Below are 16,107 nucleotides of genomic sequence, written 5' to 3' on the forward strand. Positions count from 1 at the left end.
AAATGATCTGTTGTAAAGGTCTGATCGGGGAGGAAACCGAAATTGCCGAAGCTTGGGATGGAAAAGATCCGGCGTGAAGCGATGATCGAAGCGACGATCATCGAGATTGGGCAAGCAGGCAACTTGAACGTTCCGGTGAGCCAGATTGCGCGGCGCGCAGGCATCTCTCCCGCACTTGCTCATCACTATTTCGGATCGAAGGAACAGATATTTCTTGCAGCTATGCGTCACATTCTTGTGATCTTCGGCGAAAGCGTCAGGGAAAAGCTCAAAAAGGCCTCATCGGCCGAGGAAAGAGTTCGGGCCATTATCGAGGCAAGCCTGGAAAGGCAGCAATTCGATCGCGACGTCGTTTCATCATGGCTGAACTTCTACGTAAAATCACTGCATTCAGCAGAAACAAGTCGTCTGTTGCGCATCTACTCGCGGCGTCTGCATTCAAACCTGCTCTTTAATTTGCGACAGATCTTCGATGACGGGACGGCCGAAAAGGTCGCTCAGGGGCTCGCCTCGATGATTGACGGCTTCTACATCCGTCACGCCCTGCAGGAGGTCAGTCCGCCCCGCGAGGAGGGCCATGCCCTCGTCAACGACTATCTCGATCTTTGGCTCGCTAGGGAGGCCCGGCCGTGAGCAACCGGTATAATATTCTTGTCCTCATGGTCGATCAGCTCAACGGAACCCTCTTTCCAGACGGTCCTGCGGATTGGCTTCATACGCCGCACCTCAAGGCGCTGGCGGAACGCTCGACCCGATTTGCCAATGCCTACACCGGGTCTCCCCTCTGTGCGCCCGGCCGCGCAAGTTTCATGGCGGGCCAGCTCCCGTATAGGACCCGGGTCTATGACAACGCCGCCGAATTTACGTCGGATGTTCCGACCTATGCCCATCACCTGAGACGCGCGGGCTATCAGACGACGCTTTCGGGCAAGATGCACTTCGTCGGCCCGGACCAGTTGCATGGCTTCGAGGAGCGACTGACAACAGATATCTATCCCGCCGATTTCGGCTGGACGCCGGATTATTCCAAGCCCGGCGAACGGATCGACTGGTGGTATCACAATCTCAGTTCCGTCACGAATGCTGGCGCTGCCGAGATTACCAATCAGCTCGAATATGACGATGAAGTCGCCTATAACGCGACGCGGAAGATTTACGATCTGGGCCGCGGGCATGACACCCGCCCCTGGATGCTGACCGTCAGTTTCACGCATCCTCATGATCCCTATGTCGCCCGCCGCAAATTTTGGGATCTTTACGAAGATTGTGAGCACCTTCTCCCGCGCAATCCGGCTGTTCCCTACGACGAGCAAGATCCTCACTCCAAAAGGCTTCTCGACGCCAGCGACTGGCGCGCCTTCGACATCACCGAGGAGCATATCCGACGCTCGCGCCGGGCTTACTTCGCCAACGTCTCGTATATTGACGACAAGATCGGCGAAATTCTCAAAACGCTCGAAGAGACCCGTCAGAGCGAGAACACGATCGTCGTCTTCCTTTCCGATCATGGCGACATGCTCGGCGAGTTCGGCCTCTGGTTCAAGATGAGCTTCCGGGAGGGCTCCGCCCGCGTCCCCTTCATGATCGCTGCGCCGGATATGCCGGCAGGTCTGGTCGAAACGCCGGTCAGCACCATGGACGTCCTTCCTACTTTGGCGGAACTGGCCGAAATTGATCTCGGGGAGATTGCGCCATGGACGGATGGCGAGTCGGTCGTGCAGCTTTCCAGGGGCGTCGCTCGCGACACTCCCGTCCGTATCGAATATGCGGCGGAAGGCTCTTATGCGCCGATGGTTTGCCTGCGCGCCGATCGCTGGAAATACATCCATTGCGAAATCGATCCGCCGCAACTTTTCGATCTGCAGGCCGATCCTGACGAGGCGAACAATCTTGCCGACGATCCGGCCCATGCCGAAATCGCCGCGCAGTTCGCCGATAAGGTCGAGCGTTACTGGGATATGCAAGCGTTCGACGCGGCAGTGCGTGAAAGCCAGTCGCGCCGCCATATCGTGGATGACTCTCTGCGCAACGGCGCGTACTTCCCTTGGGATTTTCAGCCACTGCAGAAGGCATCCGAGCGCTACATGCGCAATCACATGGACCTCAACGTCCTGGAAGAAAACCAGCGCTATCCGAGAGGCGAGTGATAATGATCGATGCCCAGCCGAAAGCCAGTCACTTCATTGACGGCGAATATTGCGAAGACGAGACCGGCGCGCTGATCGAATGCGTCTTTGCCGCAACGGGTGAAGTCATCGCGCGACTGCATTCGGCCACGCCAGCCCTTATCGAAAAGGCCATGCAGTCGGCCGAGCGGGCCCAGAAAGCATGGGCCGCCCTCGCCCCTGTCGAGCGCGGCCGCGTTCTGCGACGCGTGGCCGACATTCTACGCGAGCGCAATCGAGAGCTGAGTGAACTCGAAACGCTGGATACCGGAAAGCCACTGCAGGAGACTCTTGTGGCCGATGCGGCATCGGGCGCGGAAGCGCTCGAATATTTCGCTGGGCTGGCCGCGACGATTACCGGCGAGACTGTGCCGCTGGGCAACGACTTCGTCTATACGCTGCGCGAGCCGCTAGGCGTATGTGTGGGTATCGGCGCCTGGAATTATCCAACGCAGATCGCCTGCTGGAAGGCCGCGCCCGCATTGGCCTGCGGTAACGCCATGGTTTTCAAACCGTCCGAGATGACGCCGCTTTGTGCTCTGAAACTGGCGGAAATTTTCATCGAGGCAGGCGCGCCTGCCGGACTTTTCAACGTGGTCCAGGGTTATGGCGATGTCGGCGCGGCCCTCGCGACCGACGCCAGAACCGACAAGGTGTCGCTCACCGGCTCGGTCCCGACCGGTCGCAAGGTTTATGCCGGAGCGGCGGAAGGTATTCGCCATGTGACGATGGAACTTGGCGGCAAATCTCCAATGATCGTCTTCGACGATGCCGATATTGAAAACGCCGTGAGTGCATCAATCAACGGCAATTTCTATTCGACCGGCCAGATTTGCTCGAACGGCACGCGTGTCTTCGTCCATCGCGACATCGAAACGGCCTTTATCGACCGGCTGATCGAGCGAACGAAGAACGCCCGGATCGGCGATCCTCGGGATGAAGCGACACAGCTCGGCCCCCTGATTTCCAGCGCCCAGCGCGACAAGGTACGTGACTATATCGCCAAGGCTACGGATGAGGGCGCCACACTTGCCTATGGCGGCGCCGTACCAGAAGGTTTCGACACCGGCTATTATATTGAGCCGACCATCTTCACCGGTGTGAACGACGAGATGACGATTGCCCGGGAGGAAGTGTTCGGTCCCGTCATGTCGATCCTGACCTTTGCCGATGAAGATGAAGTAATCGACCGCGCCAACGACACGCCGTTCGGGCTGGCCGCCGGCGTTTTTACGCGCGATCTTACGCGTGCCCATCGTGTGGTTCGCGCACTGGAAGCGGGTACATGCTGGATCAACACCTATAATCTGACGCCCGTCGAAGCGCCTTTCGGGGGCATGAAACAGTCCGGCGTCGGGCGAGAAAATTCCCGCGCCGCGATCGAGCATTATAGCCAGGTGAAATCCGTCTACGTCGCGATGGGCGACGTCGAGGCACCTTACTGAAACGACCACACGGGCAAGGGATAAGTCATTGCAAGCGGATTACGTGATCATTGGCGCCGGCTCGGCTGGTTCCGCCATGGCTTATCGTTTGAGCGAGAACGGCCAACATTCCGTGCTGGTGCTGGAAGCAGGCGGGTCGGATATGGGCCCTTTCATTCAGATGCCCGGCGCCCTGTCCTACCCTATGAATATGGCGCGCTACGATTGGGGTTATCGATCCGAACCGGAACCGCATCTTGGCGGGCGCCGGCTGGCGACCCCGCGCGGCAAGGTCGTCGGGGGCTCGTCTTCCATCAACGGCATGGTCTATGTGCGCGGCCATGCGATGGATTTCGACCATTGGGCCGAGAGCGGCGCGACCGGCTGGTCCTACGCCGATGTTCTTCCCTATTACAAAAGACTGGAGAACTGGCATTCCGGAGACCATGGCGGCGATGCCGAGTGGCGTGGCAAAGACGGGCCTCTCCACGTCAGCCGCGGGACACGCAAGAATCCGCTTTTCCATGCTTTTGTCGAGGCAGGACAGCAGGCCGGCTTCGAGGTTACGCCGGACTATAATGGCAAGAAGCAGGAAGGTTTCGGACCGATGGAGCAGACGGTCTGGAAAGGCCGGCGCTGGTCGACGGCCAATGCTTATCTTAAGCCTGCCCTCAAGCAAGCCAATTGCGGGCTGTTGCGCTGCTTCGTACGAAATATCGTTCTGGAGAATGGTCGCGCTACGGGCGTGGAAATCGAACGGCGCGGTCAGATCGAGACCGTCACTGCCAATCGCGAAGTGATCGTCGCGGCCTCCTCCATCAATTCGCCGAAACTTCTCATGCTTTCCGGCATAGGCCCGGCAGCGCATCTTGCGGAGCATGGCATCGACGTCGTGGCAGACCGTCCAGGCGTCGGCCAAAACCTGCAGGACCATCTGGAACTCTATATTCAGCAAGCCTGCACCAAGCCGATCACGCTCTACAAATACTGGAATCTCTTCGGAAAAGCGCTCGTCGGCGCCCAATGGTTGTTCACCAAGGGTGGGCCCGGCGCGTCGAACCAGTTCGAAAGCGCGGCCTTTCTGCGTTCGAAAGCCGGGGTCAAATATCCGGATATCCAATATCACTTCCTGCCGATCGCCGTTCGCTATGACGGACAGGCCGCAGCGGAGGGTCACGGCTTTCAGGCCCATGTCGGGCCTATGCGCTCGAACTCGCGCGGCGAGGTCACGCTACGCTCGCCAGACCCGAAGGACGCGCCACGCATTCTCTTCAACTACATGTCGCAGGAAGAAGACTGGGCCGATTTTCGGCACTGCATCCGCCTGACACGCGAAATCTTTGGCCAGAAAGCGTTCGACGAATATCGGGGCAAGGAAATCCAGCCGGGTGCCGGGGTCCAGTCGGATGAAGAACTGAATGATTTCATCCGAGAGCACGTCGAAAGCGCCTATCACCCCTGCGGGACCTGCCGCATGGGTCGGGCTGACGATCCTATGGCTGTGGTCGACCCGCAATGCCGCGTCATTGGTGTCGAAGGATTGCGGCTTGCCGACAGCTCTGTCTTTCCACGCATCACAAACGGAAACCTCAACGCGCCGTCCATCATGGTTGGCGAGAAGGCCTCCGACCACATACTTGGTAAGCCTCCCCTGCCCGTCGAAAATGTAGAGCCCTGGATCAATCCGGATTGGCAGACCTCCGACCGGTAAACGAGCCGGGCCCGCTACGCGTGTATGGCGTGGCCAAGCCTCTTGAGTGCCGCCTCGTGGAACGCTTCGCCAAGTGTGGGGTGGGCGTAGATCGTACCGGCAATGTCCTCCAGAACGGATCCCATTTCGATCGCCTGAGTGAAAGCGGCGGCAAGTTCGGAAATCTCCGCCCCAACGGCCTGCACACCGACGATGCGATGATCGTCCTTGCGTGAAAGAACGCGGACAAAACCTCCATCATCGGCCGCATCCAGGGTAAGTGCCCGTCCGCTGGCGCGAAATGGAAAGATGCTGATGGCTATCTCGTCGGACGCTTCTTGCGGACCCACGCCGACAGAGACGATTTCAGGATCCGTAAAGCAGACTGCGGGAATCGCCATCGGATCAAAAACACGGCGCTCGCCGGCGATAATCTCGGCAACGATTTCGCCCTGGGCCGATGCGCGATGAGCAAGCATCGGTTCGCCGGTCAGGTCGCCAATTGCCCAGACATTGCGAGTCGACGTCGCACATGTCGAATCGATCTTCACGAATGGCCCGTCCATCTCGATCGCCATCTCTTCAAGGCCCCAACCATCGGTCGCCGGTTTACGGCCGGCTGCGACAAGGACATGGTCGGCTGGCAGTTCGACCTCCTCACCACCCTGTTTCTGGACACGAAGGGCTTTTCCGGAATCTGTCATACCGAGGGCCTTTGCACCGAGATGCAATGTGACGTGATTTTCCTCAAGCCATTTTTCAATAGGCTTTATCAAATCATTGTCGTAACTCGGTAAAATACGATCCTGCATCTCAACAATCGTGACCTCTACCCCGAGCTTCCGCATTGCGATGCCGATCTCAAGGCCGATATAGCCGCCGCCGATCACGACCAGATCCTTTGGGATCTCATCCAGAGAGAGAGCCTCCGAGGACGATATGACTGGTCCACCAAAGGGCAGGTTCGGCAACTCCACGGGAACGGATCCGTTCGCGAGGATGACGTGCTCTGCGCTGATCTTTACGGTTTCGCCGTCGAGTTCGACCTGGCAGGTCTTCGCGTCGGAAAATGTCGCCCAGCCGCCGAGAACCTCTACACCGGCGCGCTTCAGAAGCGACGCCACACCGCTATTGAGCTTGTTCACGACGCCGTCTTTCCAATCGCGCCAGCCAGGCATTTCAAATGACGGCGCTTGAGAAAGTGAGATGCCATGCGTCGAAGCCTCGCTGCTGCGCGACATCTCAGCGAACAGGCTTGCCGTGTGGATCAGCGCCTTGGAGGGTATGCAACCGCGTATGAGGCAGGTTCCCCCGAGCCTCCGGCCTTCCACAAGTGTCGTCTCCAGGCCCAGTTGTCCGCAGCGGATGGCAGCGACATAGCCGCCGGGGCCACCGCCGACCACAAGAACCTTCGTTTCGACCGTCCTCATCATTCATTCTCCGCAAAGATCAGTGCAGGCGTTTCGATCAGGCGTTTCAACGCCTGAATGAAACGGGCCGCATCGTATCCGTCGACGATCCGGTGATCGAATGAGGATGAAACATTCATGATTTTCCGCACTTCAATCCGCCCATCGACGACCACGGGTCGCTCGACAATCTTGTTCGGACCGATGATGCCGACTTCCGGATGATTGATGACCGGTGTCGCAGAGATACCGCCGAGAGGTCCAAGGCTTGTGATTGTCAGTGTCGAACCGGATAACTCATCCCTGCTCGCACTGCCGTCGCGGGCAGCCTCCGCTATACGTTTGATCTCGCTGGCGCATTCCCATACGCCAAGGCTTTCGGCATGACGCACGACCGGAACGGACAGACCCCGTTCGGTTTGGGTCGCAATTCCGGCGTGAAGCGCTTCGTGAGCGTGGAAGATCTCCGCCTCATCATCATAGAGACCGTTCAGCATGGGAAAATCGGGGAGCAGGCGCGCCGTGGCGCGAATGAGAAACGGCAATATTGTCAGCTTTGGCTGGCCGTCCCGGCGCGACGCATTCATGTCGGCCCGCAGTTGCTCCAGTGCTGTGACGTCGAATTCCTCAACATAGCAGAAGTGGGGAATCTGGCGCTTCGACTGCTGCATCTTTTCCGCGATGCGCCTGCGCATTCCGACAATGCGGATTTCCTCGACACCGTCTCGCTTGAGAAGTCCGCCGGTGCGATCGCCGTCCGCACCACTGGCGATATAGGCCTCCAGATCGGCTTCCAGGATGCGCCCTGCGGGACCGGAGCCCGGAACGAACTGCAAGGCGATCCCCTGCTCATAGGCCCGCTTCCGGATTGCGGGCGAGGCCAACGGTTCGCTGGAAGACTTTTTCTGCTCTTGTTTCTCACCGCGCCGCATGGACGGCGACTGCCGCGAGGAGGTGCCCGACGACCCTCCAAAAGAAGGTCGCTCCGAGCGGGCGCGATCGCTTGGCGCCTTGCCCGAAGTGTCACCCGGTTTGTCTTCTGTATCAGCCGCCGAAGGCTCGTTCTTCGTCTCTGCATCGGCAGCTTTGCTCGTCTCTTCAGGGCGGTCTTCTTTCGGGGTGGCCGGCTCGTCCTTGACGTTTCCAGCGCCCTCGACTTCAAATTCGACCAGAACCGAACCGACGGAAAGCATGTCGCCGACCGCGCCGTTTAGCGCCAACACCTTCCCAGATACGGGTGATGAAATATCGACCGTGGCCTTGTCCGTCAGAACATCGACAAGCTGCTGGTCTTCCTCGACCTCGTCGCCGACGGACACGTACCATTCGCTGATCTCCGCTTCAGCGATACCTTCCCCGATATCTGGCAGCCGAAAAGCATATTTGCCCATTTCACACCTCCTGCGTGCGCTGAAGTGCATCGATGATACGTTTGGGACCCGGGAAGTAGTCCCACTCGAATGCATGCGGATAGGGCGTGTCCCACCCGGTGACGCGCTCGATTGGTGCCCGCAGATGATAGAAGCACCGCTCCTGAACCAGCGATGAGAGCTCACCACCAAAACCGGCAAAGCGCGACGCTTCGTGCACGATCACACAGCGGCCTGTCTTCTGGACGGATTCCACGATCGCATCGATATCGAGTGGTACCAGGCTGCGCAGGTCGAGAAGTTCGGCATCAATGCCGCATTCCTCAATGGCAGACAGAGCGACATGAACCATGGTGCCGTAAGCGAGGACGGTGACGGCCTCGCCTTCCCGGATCATACGCGCCTTGCCGAGGGGCACGCGGTAAATATCTTCGGGAACCTCGGCCAATGGATGGTTCTTCCAAGGCTTTACAGGATCGTCCGGCCGTCCTTCGAAGAGCCCATTATAGAGCCTCTTAGGCTCGAAGAAGATAACCGGATCATCCTCCTCGATCGCGGAAATAAGCAGCCCCTTGGCATCATAGGGGTTCGATGGAATGACGGATTTCAATCCGGTCACGTGGGTAAAAAGTGCTTCGGGACTCTGGCTGTGTGTCTGACCGCCGAAAATGCCGCCCCCATAGGGCACACGAACCGTGATTGGCGCCCAGAATTCGCCATTGGACCGGTAGCGCAAGCGGGCGGCCTCAGAGACGAGCTGATCGAAGGCTGGCAAGATGTAATCGGCGAACTGAATCTCGACGACGGGCCGCAATCCATAGGCGCCCATACCGATTGCCGTCGCGACGATGCCGCCCTCGGAGATCGGCGTATCGAAGCAGCGCGTCAGCCCGTGCTTTTCCTGCAATTTGTCGGTAACGCGGAAAACGCCGCCAAAATAGCCGACATCTTCGCCGAAGATCATGATGTCGGGATCTTCGCCCAGCTTCACATCGAGCGCCGAGTTCAGCGCCTGAACCATATTCATCGCGCTCATATTAGTACCCCGCCTCCCGACGCTGCTCGATCAGGCGCCAGTCCGGCTCCTTGAAGACCTGCTCGAACATCGCCTTGACGCTCGGCTTCGACTGGCCGAGCGTGCCGATGGCTTCCGCCTCGCGAAGGGCTTCGCGCACACGTTTCTCGCAATCGCTGTGAAGCGCCTCATAGGCATCCTCCGTCAGATCGCCTCGAACGATGAGATGCTGCTTGAGCCGGTCGATGGGGTCGCCGAGCGGAAAGGCCTCGGCCTCGTCTTTCGGGCGATAGCGTGTCGGGTCGTCGCTGGAGGAGTGAGCCGCCTGTCGATACGTCACCAGTTCGATCAGCGTCGCACCCTTATTGCCGAGCGCACGCTCACGAGCCCATTTCGTCGCGGCATGGATTGCAAGGAAATCGTTTCCATCGACCCGCAGGCCTGGAAGGCCATAGGCCAGCGCCTTCGCGGCAAAGGTCGTCCTGTCACCGCCCGCGATCCCCGAATAGCTGGAAATTGCCCATTGATTGTTGGTCACGCAAAGGATGACAGGGGCGCGGTAAACAGCCGCAAAGGTCAGCGCCTCGTGGACATTGCCTTCCGCAGTGGTGCCCTCGCCCACATAACCGATCGCGATACTGTCGTCATGTCGATAGGCCGATGCCATTGCCCACCCGACAGCATGACCAAGGCGGCTGCCAAGATTACCTGAAATCGAATAGAATCCGTATTCGCGGGCCGAATAGAGAACCGGCATCTGACGGCCCTCCAACGGATCCTTGGCATTGGAGAAGATCTGGTTGCAAAGAGCGACGATCGGGTAATCACGCGCCATCAGCCAACTTAGGAGCCGATAGGTGGGAAAGCACATATCGCGCTCGCCGAGGCATAGAGAATGAGCCGCGCCGATCGCCTCTTCACCAGAAGATTTCATGTAAAAGCTGGTCTTGCCCTGGCGGTTGGCGCGAAACAGGCGGTCATCGAAAATCCGCGTCAGGACCATTGCCTCCAGACCTTTCAGCAGGTGGTCCGCTGGCAGATCAGGTGCCCAGGGGCCGACAGCCTTGCCCTCATCGTCCAGCACACGAACAAGCCCATAGGGCATGTCCCGGAGTTCGGACTCGGGCGCAAGTGTGTCTGGGCAGCGCTGCTCGCCGGCATCTTGAAGCGGCAGGGCAGTGAAATCGGGTTCGCCGCCCGGGCGGCTCGCCGGCTCTGGAATATGGAGCGAAAGCTCCGGCCTGTTTTTCATGGTCCCTCCTCCCAAAGGTCATGACGACGATATCCCGTGACCGGGACAAAAACTGTCCTTATTATCGTCCTCCAAACCGAGAACAGAGCATGGTCATCCTCATATGAAAGCATATCGTAGCACACTCCTTCTCGATGCGACGGACATGCGCATTCTCGAAGCGCTACAAAAAGACTGCGCAGTCTCCATGGTAGATTTGGGAGAAATCGTCGGACTATCCAGCACGCCACTTTGGCGGCGTCTGAAAAAGCTGGAGAATGACGGCTATATTCGAGGACGCGTCGCCATTCTTGACCCGGAAAAGCTCGGTTTGGAAATCAATATATTCGCCAGCATCCGCCTTAATCAGCACGATGAGGAGACCCTTGAAGCGTTCGAACGCGCAGCGCTTGAAGAGGCTGAAATCATGGAATGTTATTCGATGAGCGGGGAGAGCGATTTTCTGCTCCGCGTCGTGGTCGAGAGCATCGCCTATTATGAGAAATATCTGAAACGCGTGCTGCTTCATCTACCCGGCGTGGCGGCGGTCAATTCCCATTTCACCTTGAAGCGGGTGAAGCAGACGACGCAATTGCCCTTGCGCCAGGACGCTGTGTGATCTGAGCGGTCGTCTGTGAAACGGACGGATCAGAGATATTGGTAGCGGCTTTCGAAAGTGATCGTCCCATCGGATTTCTTCAGCCAGAGCCGATCGTCCTCAGCATCGATGGAGACAGGCTGGCCCACGATCAAAGGGGCCAAGCCCCGATATTCGAAGCGGAGCGCGCCGGTCTTCAGACGTTCCGCGGCCGCGTTCATCAGCAAGGTCGCCTGGAGCGGCCCATGAACCACCAGTCCAGCGTAGCCTTCCTCTCTGGTGGCGTAGGGGTAATCATAGTGAATACGATGGCCGTTGAAGGTCAGGGCCGAATAGCGGAACAGCGTGACGGGATCGCCTGTGAACGCGTCGGCTGGTCCAGGCCCCTCACCGCCTTCGCCTTTCGCGACGGATGATTTGTGCAACGGCCTGTAAACGAGATCCTGACGCTCCTCGACGGCGAGACGATCGCCGACATGGTAGGCGTGCTCGACGCTGACGAAGACGAGCGGACCGCTTCGACCCCTCTTGGGCGTGATCTTCGCAATCCGAGAGGCCCTTACAACCCTGTCGTTCGCCGCAACCGGGCCGTGAAAGCTGAGCGCGCCGCCCGCCCACATCCGGTTTTCAAACGGCACCGGAGGCAGGAAGCCGCCCCGTTCCGGATGACCGTCAGGGCCGAGGGCGCCAAGTGGCGCGCTCGGGGGAGCCAGACACCAATGACCGCCAAGGGGTAAAGTATCCACCTGTTCCCCACGAAATAGCCAGGGGCCAAGCGTCGCACGAAACCGTTCGATCAGGCCGGGCGTAACAGTATCCTCCGCGACTTCTGAGCGGCCCACCCATCCGTTCAACACCTCCATATCGAGTTCCGAAAGTGCCATCATGAAAGGTCCTTAGCGCGTTGAACGATGCGCCTCGCGCGCGCGACCACGGGCGCGTCCACCATTGCTCCATCCACGCTTCGCGCGTCCTCCGTCCCCCCGCCGGCCAAAACACGTTCGGCCCAGGCGATGCTCTCGGCGTCCGGGCGGAAAGCACCACGGCTTGGTTCGATCTGCATGGGGTGTATGAGCAATTTGCCGCCGAAACCCATTTCACTTGCATGCGCGGCATCACGGCGCACCAGTTCTGCTTCTTTCGTCGACGTCGTGACGCCATCGAGCGGCGCAGGCCGCTCCGCAAGCCGGGCCGCCTGCACGATGCGGCTTCGTATCGGCAAAAGCGCGGTCTGGTTATGGGCGCACCCCATATCCTCCGCAAAGTCGATCGAACCGAAGGCCAATCGGTCTGAAAGACGGGCGATCGCGTCGATCTCGCTCAGGGCGTGTACCGTCTCGACAAGGGCAATGATCATCCTGCCCTCTCCCAACGTTTCACGCAGGGCTTCGACCGTGCGGGAATCTTCGGCTTTCGGTAATACAACGCCATCGAATCCCGCCTGGGCTGCAAAGGCAACATCATCCTCGTACCACTGCGTCGAGTGAGCGTTGACCCGAAGTAAAAATTGCCCGGAACGATGCTTCGAAACGGCGCCCTCCGGCAGACGACGCGCATCGGACTTTTTGTCCGGAGAAACGGCATCTTCCAAGTCCATAATGACCGTATCGGCGCCTGCGGCGAAGGCCTTCGCAAGCCGTTCCGGCCGCGTGGCGGGAACAAACAGCGGGAAGCTCAGATTGTTCAGTAACCTTGTCTCGTCGATCATGGTTTTTAGAAACTGCGCGGAAGGCCGAGTATATGTTCGGCGACATAGGATAAGATCAGATTGGTTGAAATCGGCGCGACCTGATAGAGGCGCGTTTCACGGAATTTCCTCTCCACGTCGTATTCTGCGGCAAAACCAAAACCTCCAAAGGTTTGAAGACAGGTATTCGCCGCTTCCCAGGATGCATCCGCCGCAAGAAGTTTTGCCATATTGGCCTGAGCGCCTGCGGACTCCATCGCATCGAATCTGCGGCAGGCCTCAAAGCGCATGAGATTGGCAGCCTCGACATTCACATAGGCGCGCGCCAAGGGGAACTGGATGCCCTGGTTCTGGCCGATTGAACGGCCGAAAACCTCACGGTCCGCGGCATAGTCTCTTGCCTTTTCCAGAAACCAGTATCCGTCGCCGATACATTCCGCGGCAATGAGCGTCCGCTCCGCATTCAGCCCGTCCAGGATGTAGCGGAACCCCCGCCCCTCTTCACCGATAAGGCTATCGGCAGGAATTTCCATCTCGTCGAAAAACAACTCATTGGTCTCGTGGCCAACCATGTTGGGGATCGGCTGAACCTTCATACCGTTTCCAAGAACCTGACCGATCTCGACGAGGAAGACGGAGAGCCCTTCCGATTTGCGTTTGACGTCAGCAAGCGGCGTGGTGCGCGCCAAGAGGATCATGAGGTCGGAATGCTGGATCCGGCTGATCCAGACCTTCTGTCCGTTGACGACATATTTGTCGCCCTTTCTGTTGGCTGTCGTCTTTAGTTTTGTTGTGTCGGTGCCGGTCGTCGGCTCGGTGACAGCCATCGACTGCAGACGCAATTCTCCGCTGGCGATCTTCGGCAGATAGGTCTTTTTCTGGGCTTCCGAACCGTGCCGCAGCAAGGTGCCCATATTGTACATCTGACCGTGGCAATGACCGGCATTGCCGCCAGCCCGATTGATTTCCTCCATCACGATGGACGCTTCCGTGAGGCCCAGCCCCGAGCCCCCGTATTCTTCCGGGATCATGGCGGCGAGCCAACCAGCTTTCGTCAGCGCTTCGATGAACTCCTCGGGATAGCTGCCTTCCGCTCCGTGTCGGCGGTGGTATTCGGCGGGAAACTCCGAGCAAAGCGCGCGCAAGGCATCGCGCAGATCGTCATGCTGTTGTGGCGCACTGGTTTGCACAAAGGTCTCCCTGATGTCGGTTTCCTCCCTTTACCCCGAAGGGTGTCAGGGCTTGTGTCTTTTCGGTGGAAAGGTGCAAGTGACTGAGCCATGTTTCAAATGCATTATGGCTATATCAGAGATAGAAAATAAGCATCGATGGATTTTCGGCAGCTTCGTAACTTCGTCCAGATCGTCGAACTCAACAGCATTACCGCGGCAGCCGAACGGCTGAACATCGCCCAACCAGCCCTTAGCCGACAGGTGAAAGCTCTCGAAAGCGAACTGAATGTCCGACTGCTGCGGCGGCACGGGCGTGGCGTGATGCCGACGGAGGAGGGTCTGCGTCTGGCAGGCCGCGCCCGAAACATCATCGAGGATGTCGATGAACTGGCTGGAGATATCTCCGGCGGCCAGAAGACATTGAGCGGCATGTTGACGCTGGGCCTTCCGCCCACCGTCTCCGCCGTCCTTGCTTATCATTTGATCGAGCGGACCCTTCAGGATTATCCGGACGTGAAACTCAGGATCGTGTCGGGTTTCAGCGGCCATATACAAGACTGGCTTCTGCGGGGCACAATCGATCTTGGGGTCGCGTATGAGGGCCAGAAATCGCCTTCCATCAAGTCGCAGCCCATCATCCGCGAGCGGCTTTTCATGATCCAGTCTGCATCCGGCGCAAAGGAGCAGGCGGAAACGCCGATCAGCGTGCAAGAGGCCCTCGCCCAGCCCTTGATCCTTCCCAATCCTGAGCACGGCTTGCGGGGGCGGATCGACACGATCGCCAGGCAACAGGGCATCGAACTCAACGTCGTTCTGGAGATCGATATCCTTCCCACCATGCTGGCCTTTGTCGAGCGGGGGCTCGGCGGAACGATATTGCCGCTCGTCAGCGTGATCGACGAGATTCGTGCGGGCCGGCTGGTTGCACGGCCGATTGTCGAGCAGCCCATCGATCGAACACTGGTTCTGATGACCCCACTCAATCGCCCCGCCTCACGCCTGACGAACAGCTTTGCCGAGTTTCTCATTGTCGAAGTCCACGGCATTGCGACATCCGGAGAGTGGCCAGCCACAACGCTTTGAACCATGCCGGAAGAGCATGACTGAAATGGTCATTTGGCCTTGGAGGCATTGCAACTCCTCGTCTAAAAAACGGTTCGAACGAGCAAACAGGAGATCCCATGGCCAGCCGCCCTCTCGAAGGCATTCTCGTCATCTCCATCGAACAGGCTGTGGCTGCTCCATACTGCACCTCGCGCCTTGCCGATGCGGGGGCGCGCGTCATCAAGGTCGAAAGACCGGAAGGCGACTTTGCCCGCGGCTATGACCGTGCAGCCGGTGGCGAGAGCAGTTATTTCGTCTGGTTGAACAGGGGAAAGGAATCGCTCGCTCTCGATTTGAACGAGGAACAGGACCGAAATCTCCTGCAAACCATCGCGGACAGCGCCGACGTTCTGGTTCAAAATCTCAAACCCGGCACGCTGGAGCGCAAGGGTCTCGGAACCGCCAGACTTCGTGAAAGCAACCCGAAGCTGATCACCTGCTCGATCAGCGGCTATGGCGAGACCGGCCCCTATGCGGAACGCAAAGCCTACGACCTCCTCATCCAGGCGGAATCGGGCCTGTGCAGCATTACCGGCGGACCTGAAGAGCCAGCCCGCGTCGGTATCTCCATGGTCGACATAGCCACCGGCGCGGCCGCGCACGCCGCGATACTGGAATCGCTTATTGCGCGCGGCAGAACCGGCCATGGCACCGATATTCGCATTTCGATGTTTGATGTCATTGCGGAATGGCTGAGCGTCCCCTTTCTGCACGCAGCCTCCGGCACAAGCCCGAAGCGCATCGGCCTGGCCCACCCCTCCATCTCGCCTTACGGAGTCTTCACCACCGCGGACGACCAGCAGATATTGATATCCATTCAGAACGACCGGGAGTGGGCAGCGCTGGCACGGGATGTCATGAAGCGACCCGAACTTATCGAAGACCCGCTCTTTGCGACAAACAACGCGCGGGTCGCAAACAGGCCCAATGTCGATGGGGCTGTACAGGCTGCCATCGGTGACCGAAACGCCGGCGAAATCGCCGAAACTCTCCTGACGGCGAATATCGCCTTCGCCGGTGTCAACGATATGGATGCACTTCTGAATCACCCGCATCTTTCGACAGCGACGGTTCAGACTCCAGACGGTGCGAATGTGCGACTACCGGCGCCCGCGGCGATTTTCGAAGGTGATCGGCGTATGGAAGAGGCCCGGTGTCCGTCTGTCGGAGAAAACAGCGCAGCGATCCGCGAGGAATTTTCAGCGCGGTGATTGCAATCCCGGCTTGATGTTCATGCTTGTC

At 58.9% G+C, this 16,107-nt stretch carries 14 protein-coding genes; 7 read left to right on the forward strand and 7 right to left on the reverse strand.

Annotated elements, in window-relative coordinates:
- Window positions 1-57: 57 nt before the first annotated feature.
- The 4 genes from betI to betA are packed head-to-tail and all read left to right on the forward strand — an operon-like array spanning window position 58 to window position 5,300.
- Complete coding sequence (gene betI, locus D8780_RS06480) at window positions 58-633, forward strand: transcriptional regulator BetI (RefSeq protein ID WP_245412280.1); 576 nt, start codon at window positions 58-60, stop codon at window positions 631-633.
- Entirely contained in the window at window positions 630-2,147 is a 1,518-nt protein-coding gene (gene betC, locus D8780_RS06485; protein WP_121644868.1) for a choline-sulfatase, read from the forward strand. The genes betI and betC overlap by 4 nt, the downstream gene beginning before the upstream one ends.
- A gap of 5 nt (window positions 2,148-2,152) precedes the next feature.
- Window positions 2,153-3,610: a betaine-aldehyde dehydrogenase gene (gene betB / locus D8780_RS06490; protein WP_121646418.1), complete on the forward strand. Its 1,458-nt coding sequence runs from the start codon at window positions 2,153-2,155 to the stop codon at window positions 3,608-3,610.
- Window positions 3,611-3,638: 28 nt separating this feature from the next.
- The gene (betA, locus tag D8780_RS06495) at window positions 3,639-5,300 is read left to right on the forward strand and encodes a choline dehydrogenase (RefSeq protein WP_121644869.1); all 1,662 of its coding nucleotides are present in this window, start codon (window positions 3,639-3,641) and stop codon (window positions 5,298-5,300) included.
- A 14-nt stretch (window positions 5,301-5,314) separates the two neighbouring features.
- Here betA and lpdA read toward each other — a convergent pair whose 3' ends face one another.
- From lpdA to D8780_RS06515, 4 genes are read right to left on the reverse strand one after another with little or no spacing between them, the layout of a single operon-like run.
- Window positions 5,315-6,709, reverse strand: a complete 1,395-nt coding sequence (lpdA, locus tag D8780_RS06500; protein WP_199699630.1) for a dihydrolipoyl dehydrogenase — start codon at window positions 6,707-6,709, stop codon at window positions 5,315-5,317.
- A complete protein-coding gene (locus D8780_RS06505; protein WP_121644871.1) occupies window positions 6,709-8,079 on the reverse strand; it encodes a dihydrolipoamide acetyltransferase family protein in 1,371 nt (456 codons plus the stop codon). Before D8780_RS06505 ends, lpdA begins: the two co-directional genes overlap by 1 nt.
- 1 nt (window position 8,080) lies before the next feature.
- Window positions 8,081-9,094, reverse strand: a complete 1,014-nt coding sequence (locus D8780_RS06510) for an alpha-ketoacid dehydrogenase subunit beta (RefSeq protein ID WP_121644872.1) — start codon at window positions 9,092-9,094, stop codon at window positions 8,081-8,083.
- A 1-nt stretch (window position 9,095) separates the two neighbouring features.
- Complete coding sequence (locus D8780_RS06515; RefSeq protein ID WP_121644873.1) at window positions 9,096-10,325, reverse strand: thiamine pyrophosphate-dependent enzyme; 1,230 nt, start codon at window positions 10,323-10,325, stop codon at window positions 9,096-9,098.
- A gap of 103 nt (window positions 10,326-10,428) precedes the next feature.
- Here D8780_RS06515 and D8780_RS06520 point away from each other — a divergent pair, with 103 nt between their 5' ends.
- Window positions 10,429-10,923, forward strand: a complete 495-nt coding sequence (locus tag D8780_RS06520) for an Lrp/AsnC family transcriptional regulator (RefSeq protein WP_121644874.1) — start codon at window positions 10,429-10,431, stop codon at window positions 10,921-10,923.
- Between the two features lie 29 nt (window positions 10,924-10,952).
- Here the strand turns inward: D8780_RS06520 and D8780_RS06525 are convergent, their stop codons facing one another.
- Genes D8780_RS06525 through D8780_RS06535 form a run of 3 tightly spaced genes read right to left on the reverse strand, consistent with a single transcriptional unit; the run spans window position 10,953 to window position 13,779 of the window.
- Window positions 10,953-11,789: an HTD2 family dehydratase gene (locus D8780_RS06525; RefSeq protein ID WP_121644875.1), complete on the reverse strand. Its 837-nt coding sequence runs from the start codon at window positions 11,787-11,789 to the stop codon at window positions 10,953-10,955.
- Window positions 11,786-12,610 (reverse strand): HpcH/HpaI aldolase/citrate lyase family protein, encoded by an 825-nt coding sequence (locus tag D8780_RS06530; protein ID WP_121644876.1) that lies wholly within the window; start codon window positions 12,608-12,610, stop codon window positions 11,786-11,788. Before D8780_RS06530 ends, D8780_RS06525 begins: the two co-directional genes overlap by 4 nt.
- 5 nt (window positions 12,611-12,615) lie before the next feature.
- Entirely contained in the window at window positions 12,616-13,779 is a 1,164-nt protein-coding gene (locus D8780_RS06535; protein ID WP_121644877.1) for an acyl-CoA dehydrogenase family protein, read from the reverse strand.
- A 138-nt stretch (window positions 13,780-13,917) separates the two neighbouring features.
- Here D8780_RS06535 and D8780_RS06540 point away from each other — a divergent pair, with 138 nt between their 5' ends.
- Together D8780_RS06540 and D8780_RS06545 are read left to right on the forward strand one after the other, a co-directional pair.
- The gene (locus D8780_RS06540; RefSeq protein WP_121644878.1) at window positions 13,918-14,844 is read left to right on the forward strand and encodes a LysR family transcriptional regulator; all 927 of its coding nucleotides are present in this window, start codon (window positions 13,918-13,920) and stop codon (window positions 14,842-14,844) included.
- Between the two features lie 98 nt (window positions 14,845-14,942).
- Complete coding sequence (locus tag D8780_RS06545) at window positions 14,943-16,076, forward strand: CaiB/BaiF CoA transferase family protein (protein ID WP_121644879.1); 1,134 nt, start codon at window positions 14,943-14,945, stop codon at window positions 16,074-16,076.
- Window positions 16,077-16,107: the final 31 nt, after the last annotated feature.

It is taken from the genome of Notoacmeibacter ruber, from assembly GCF_003668555.1.
In the GTDB taxonomy this organism is placed as follows: Bacteria; Pseudomonadota; Alphaproteobacteria; order Rhizobiales; family Rhizobiaceae; genus Notoacmeibacter; species Notoacmeibacter ruber.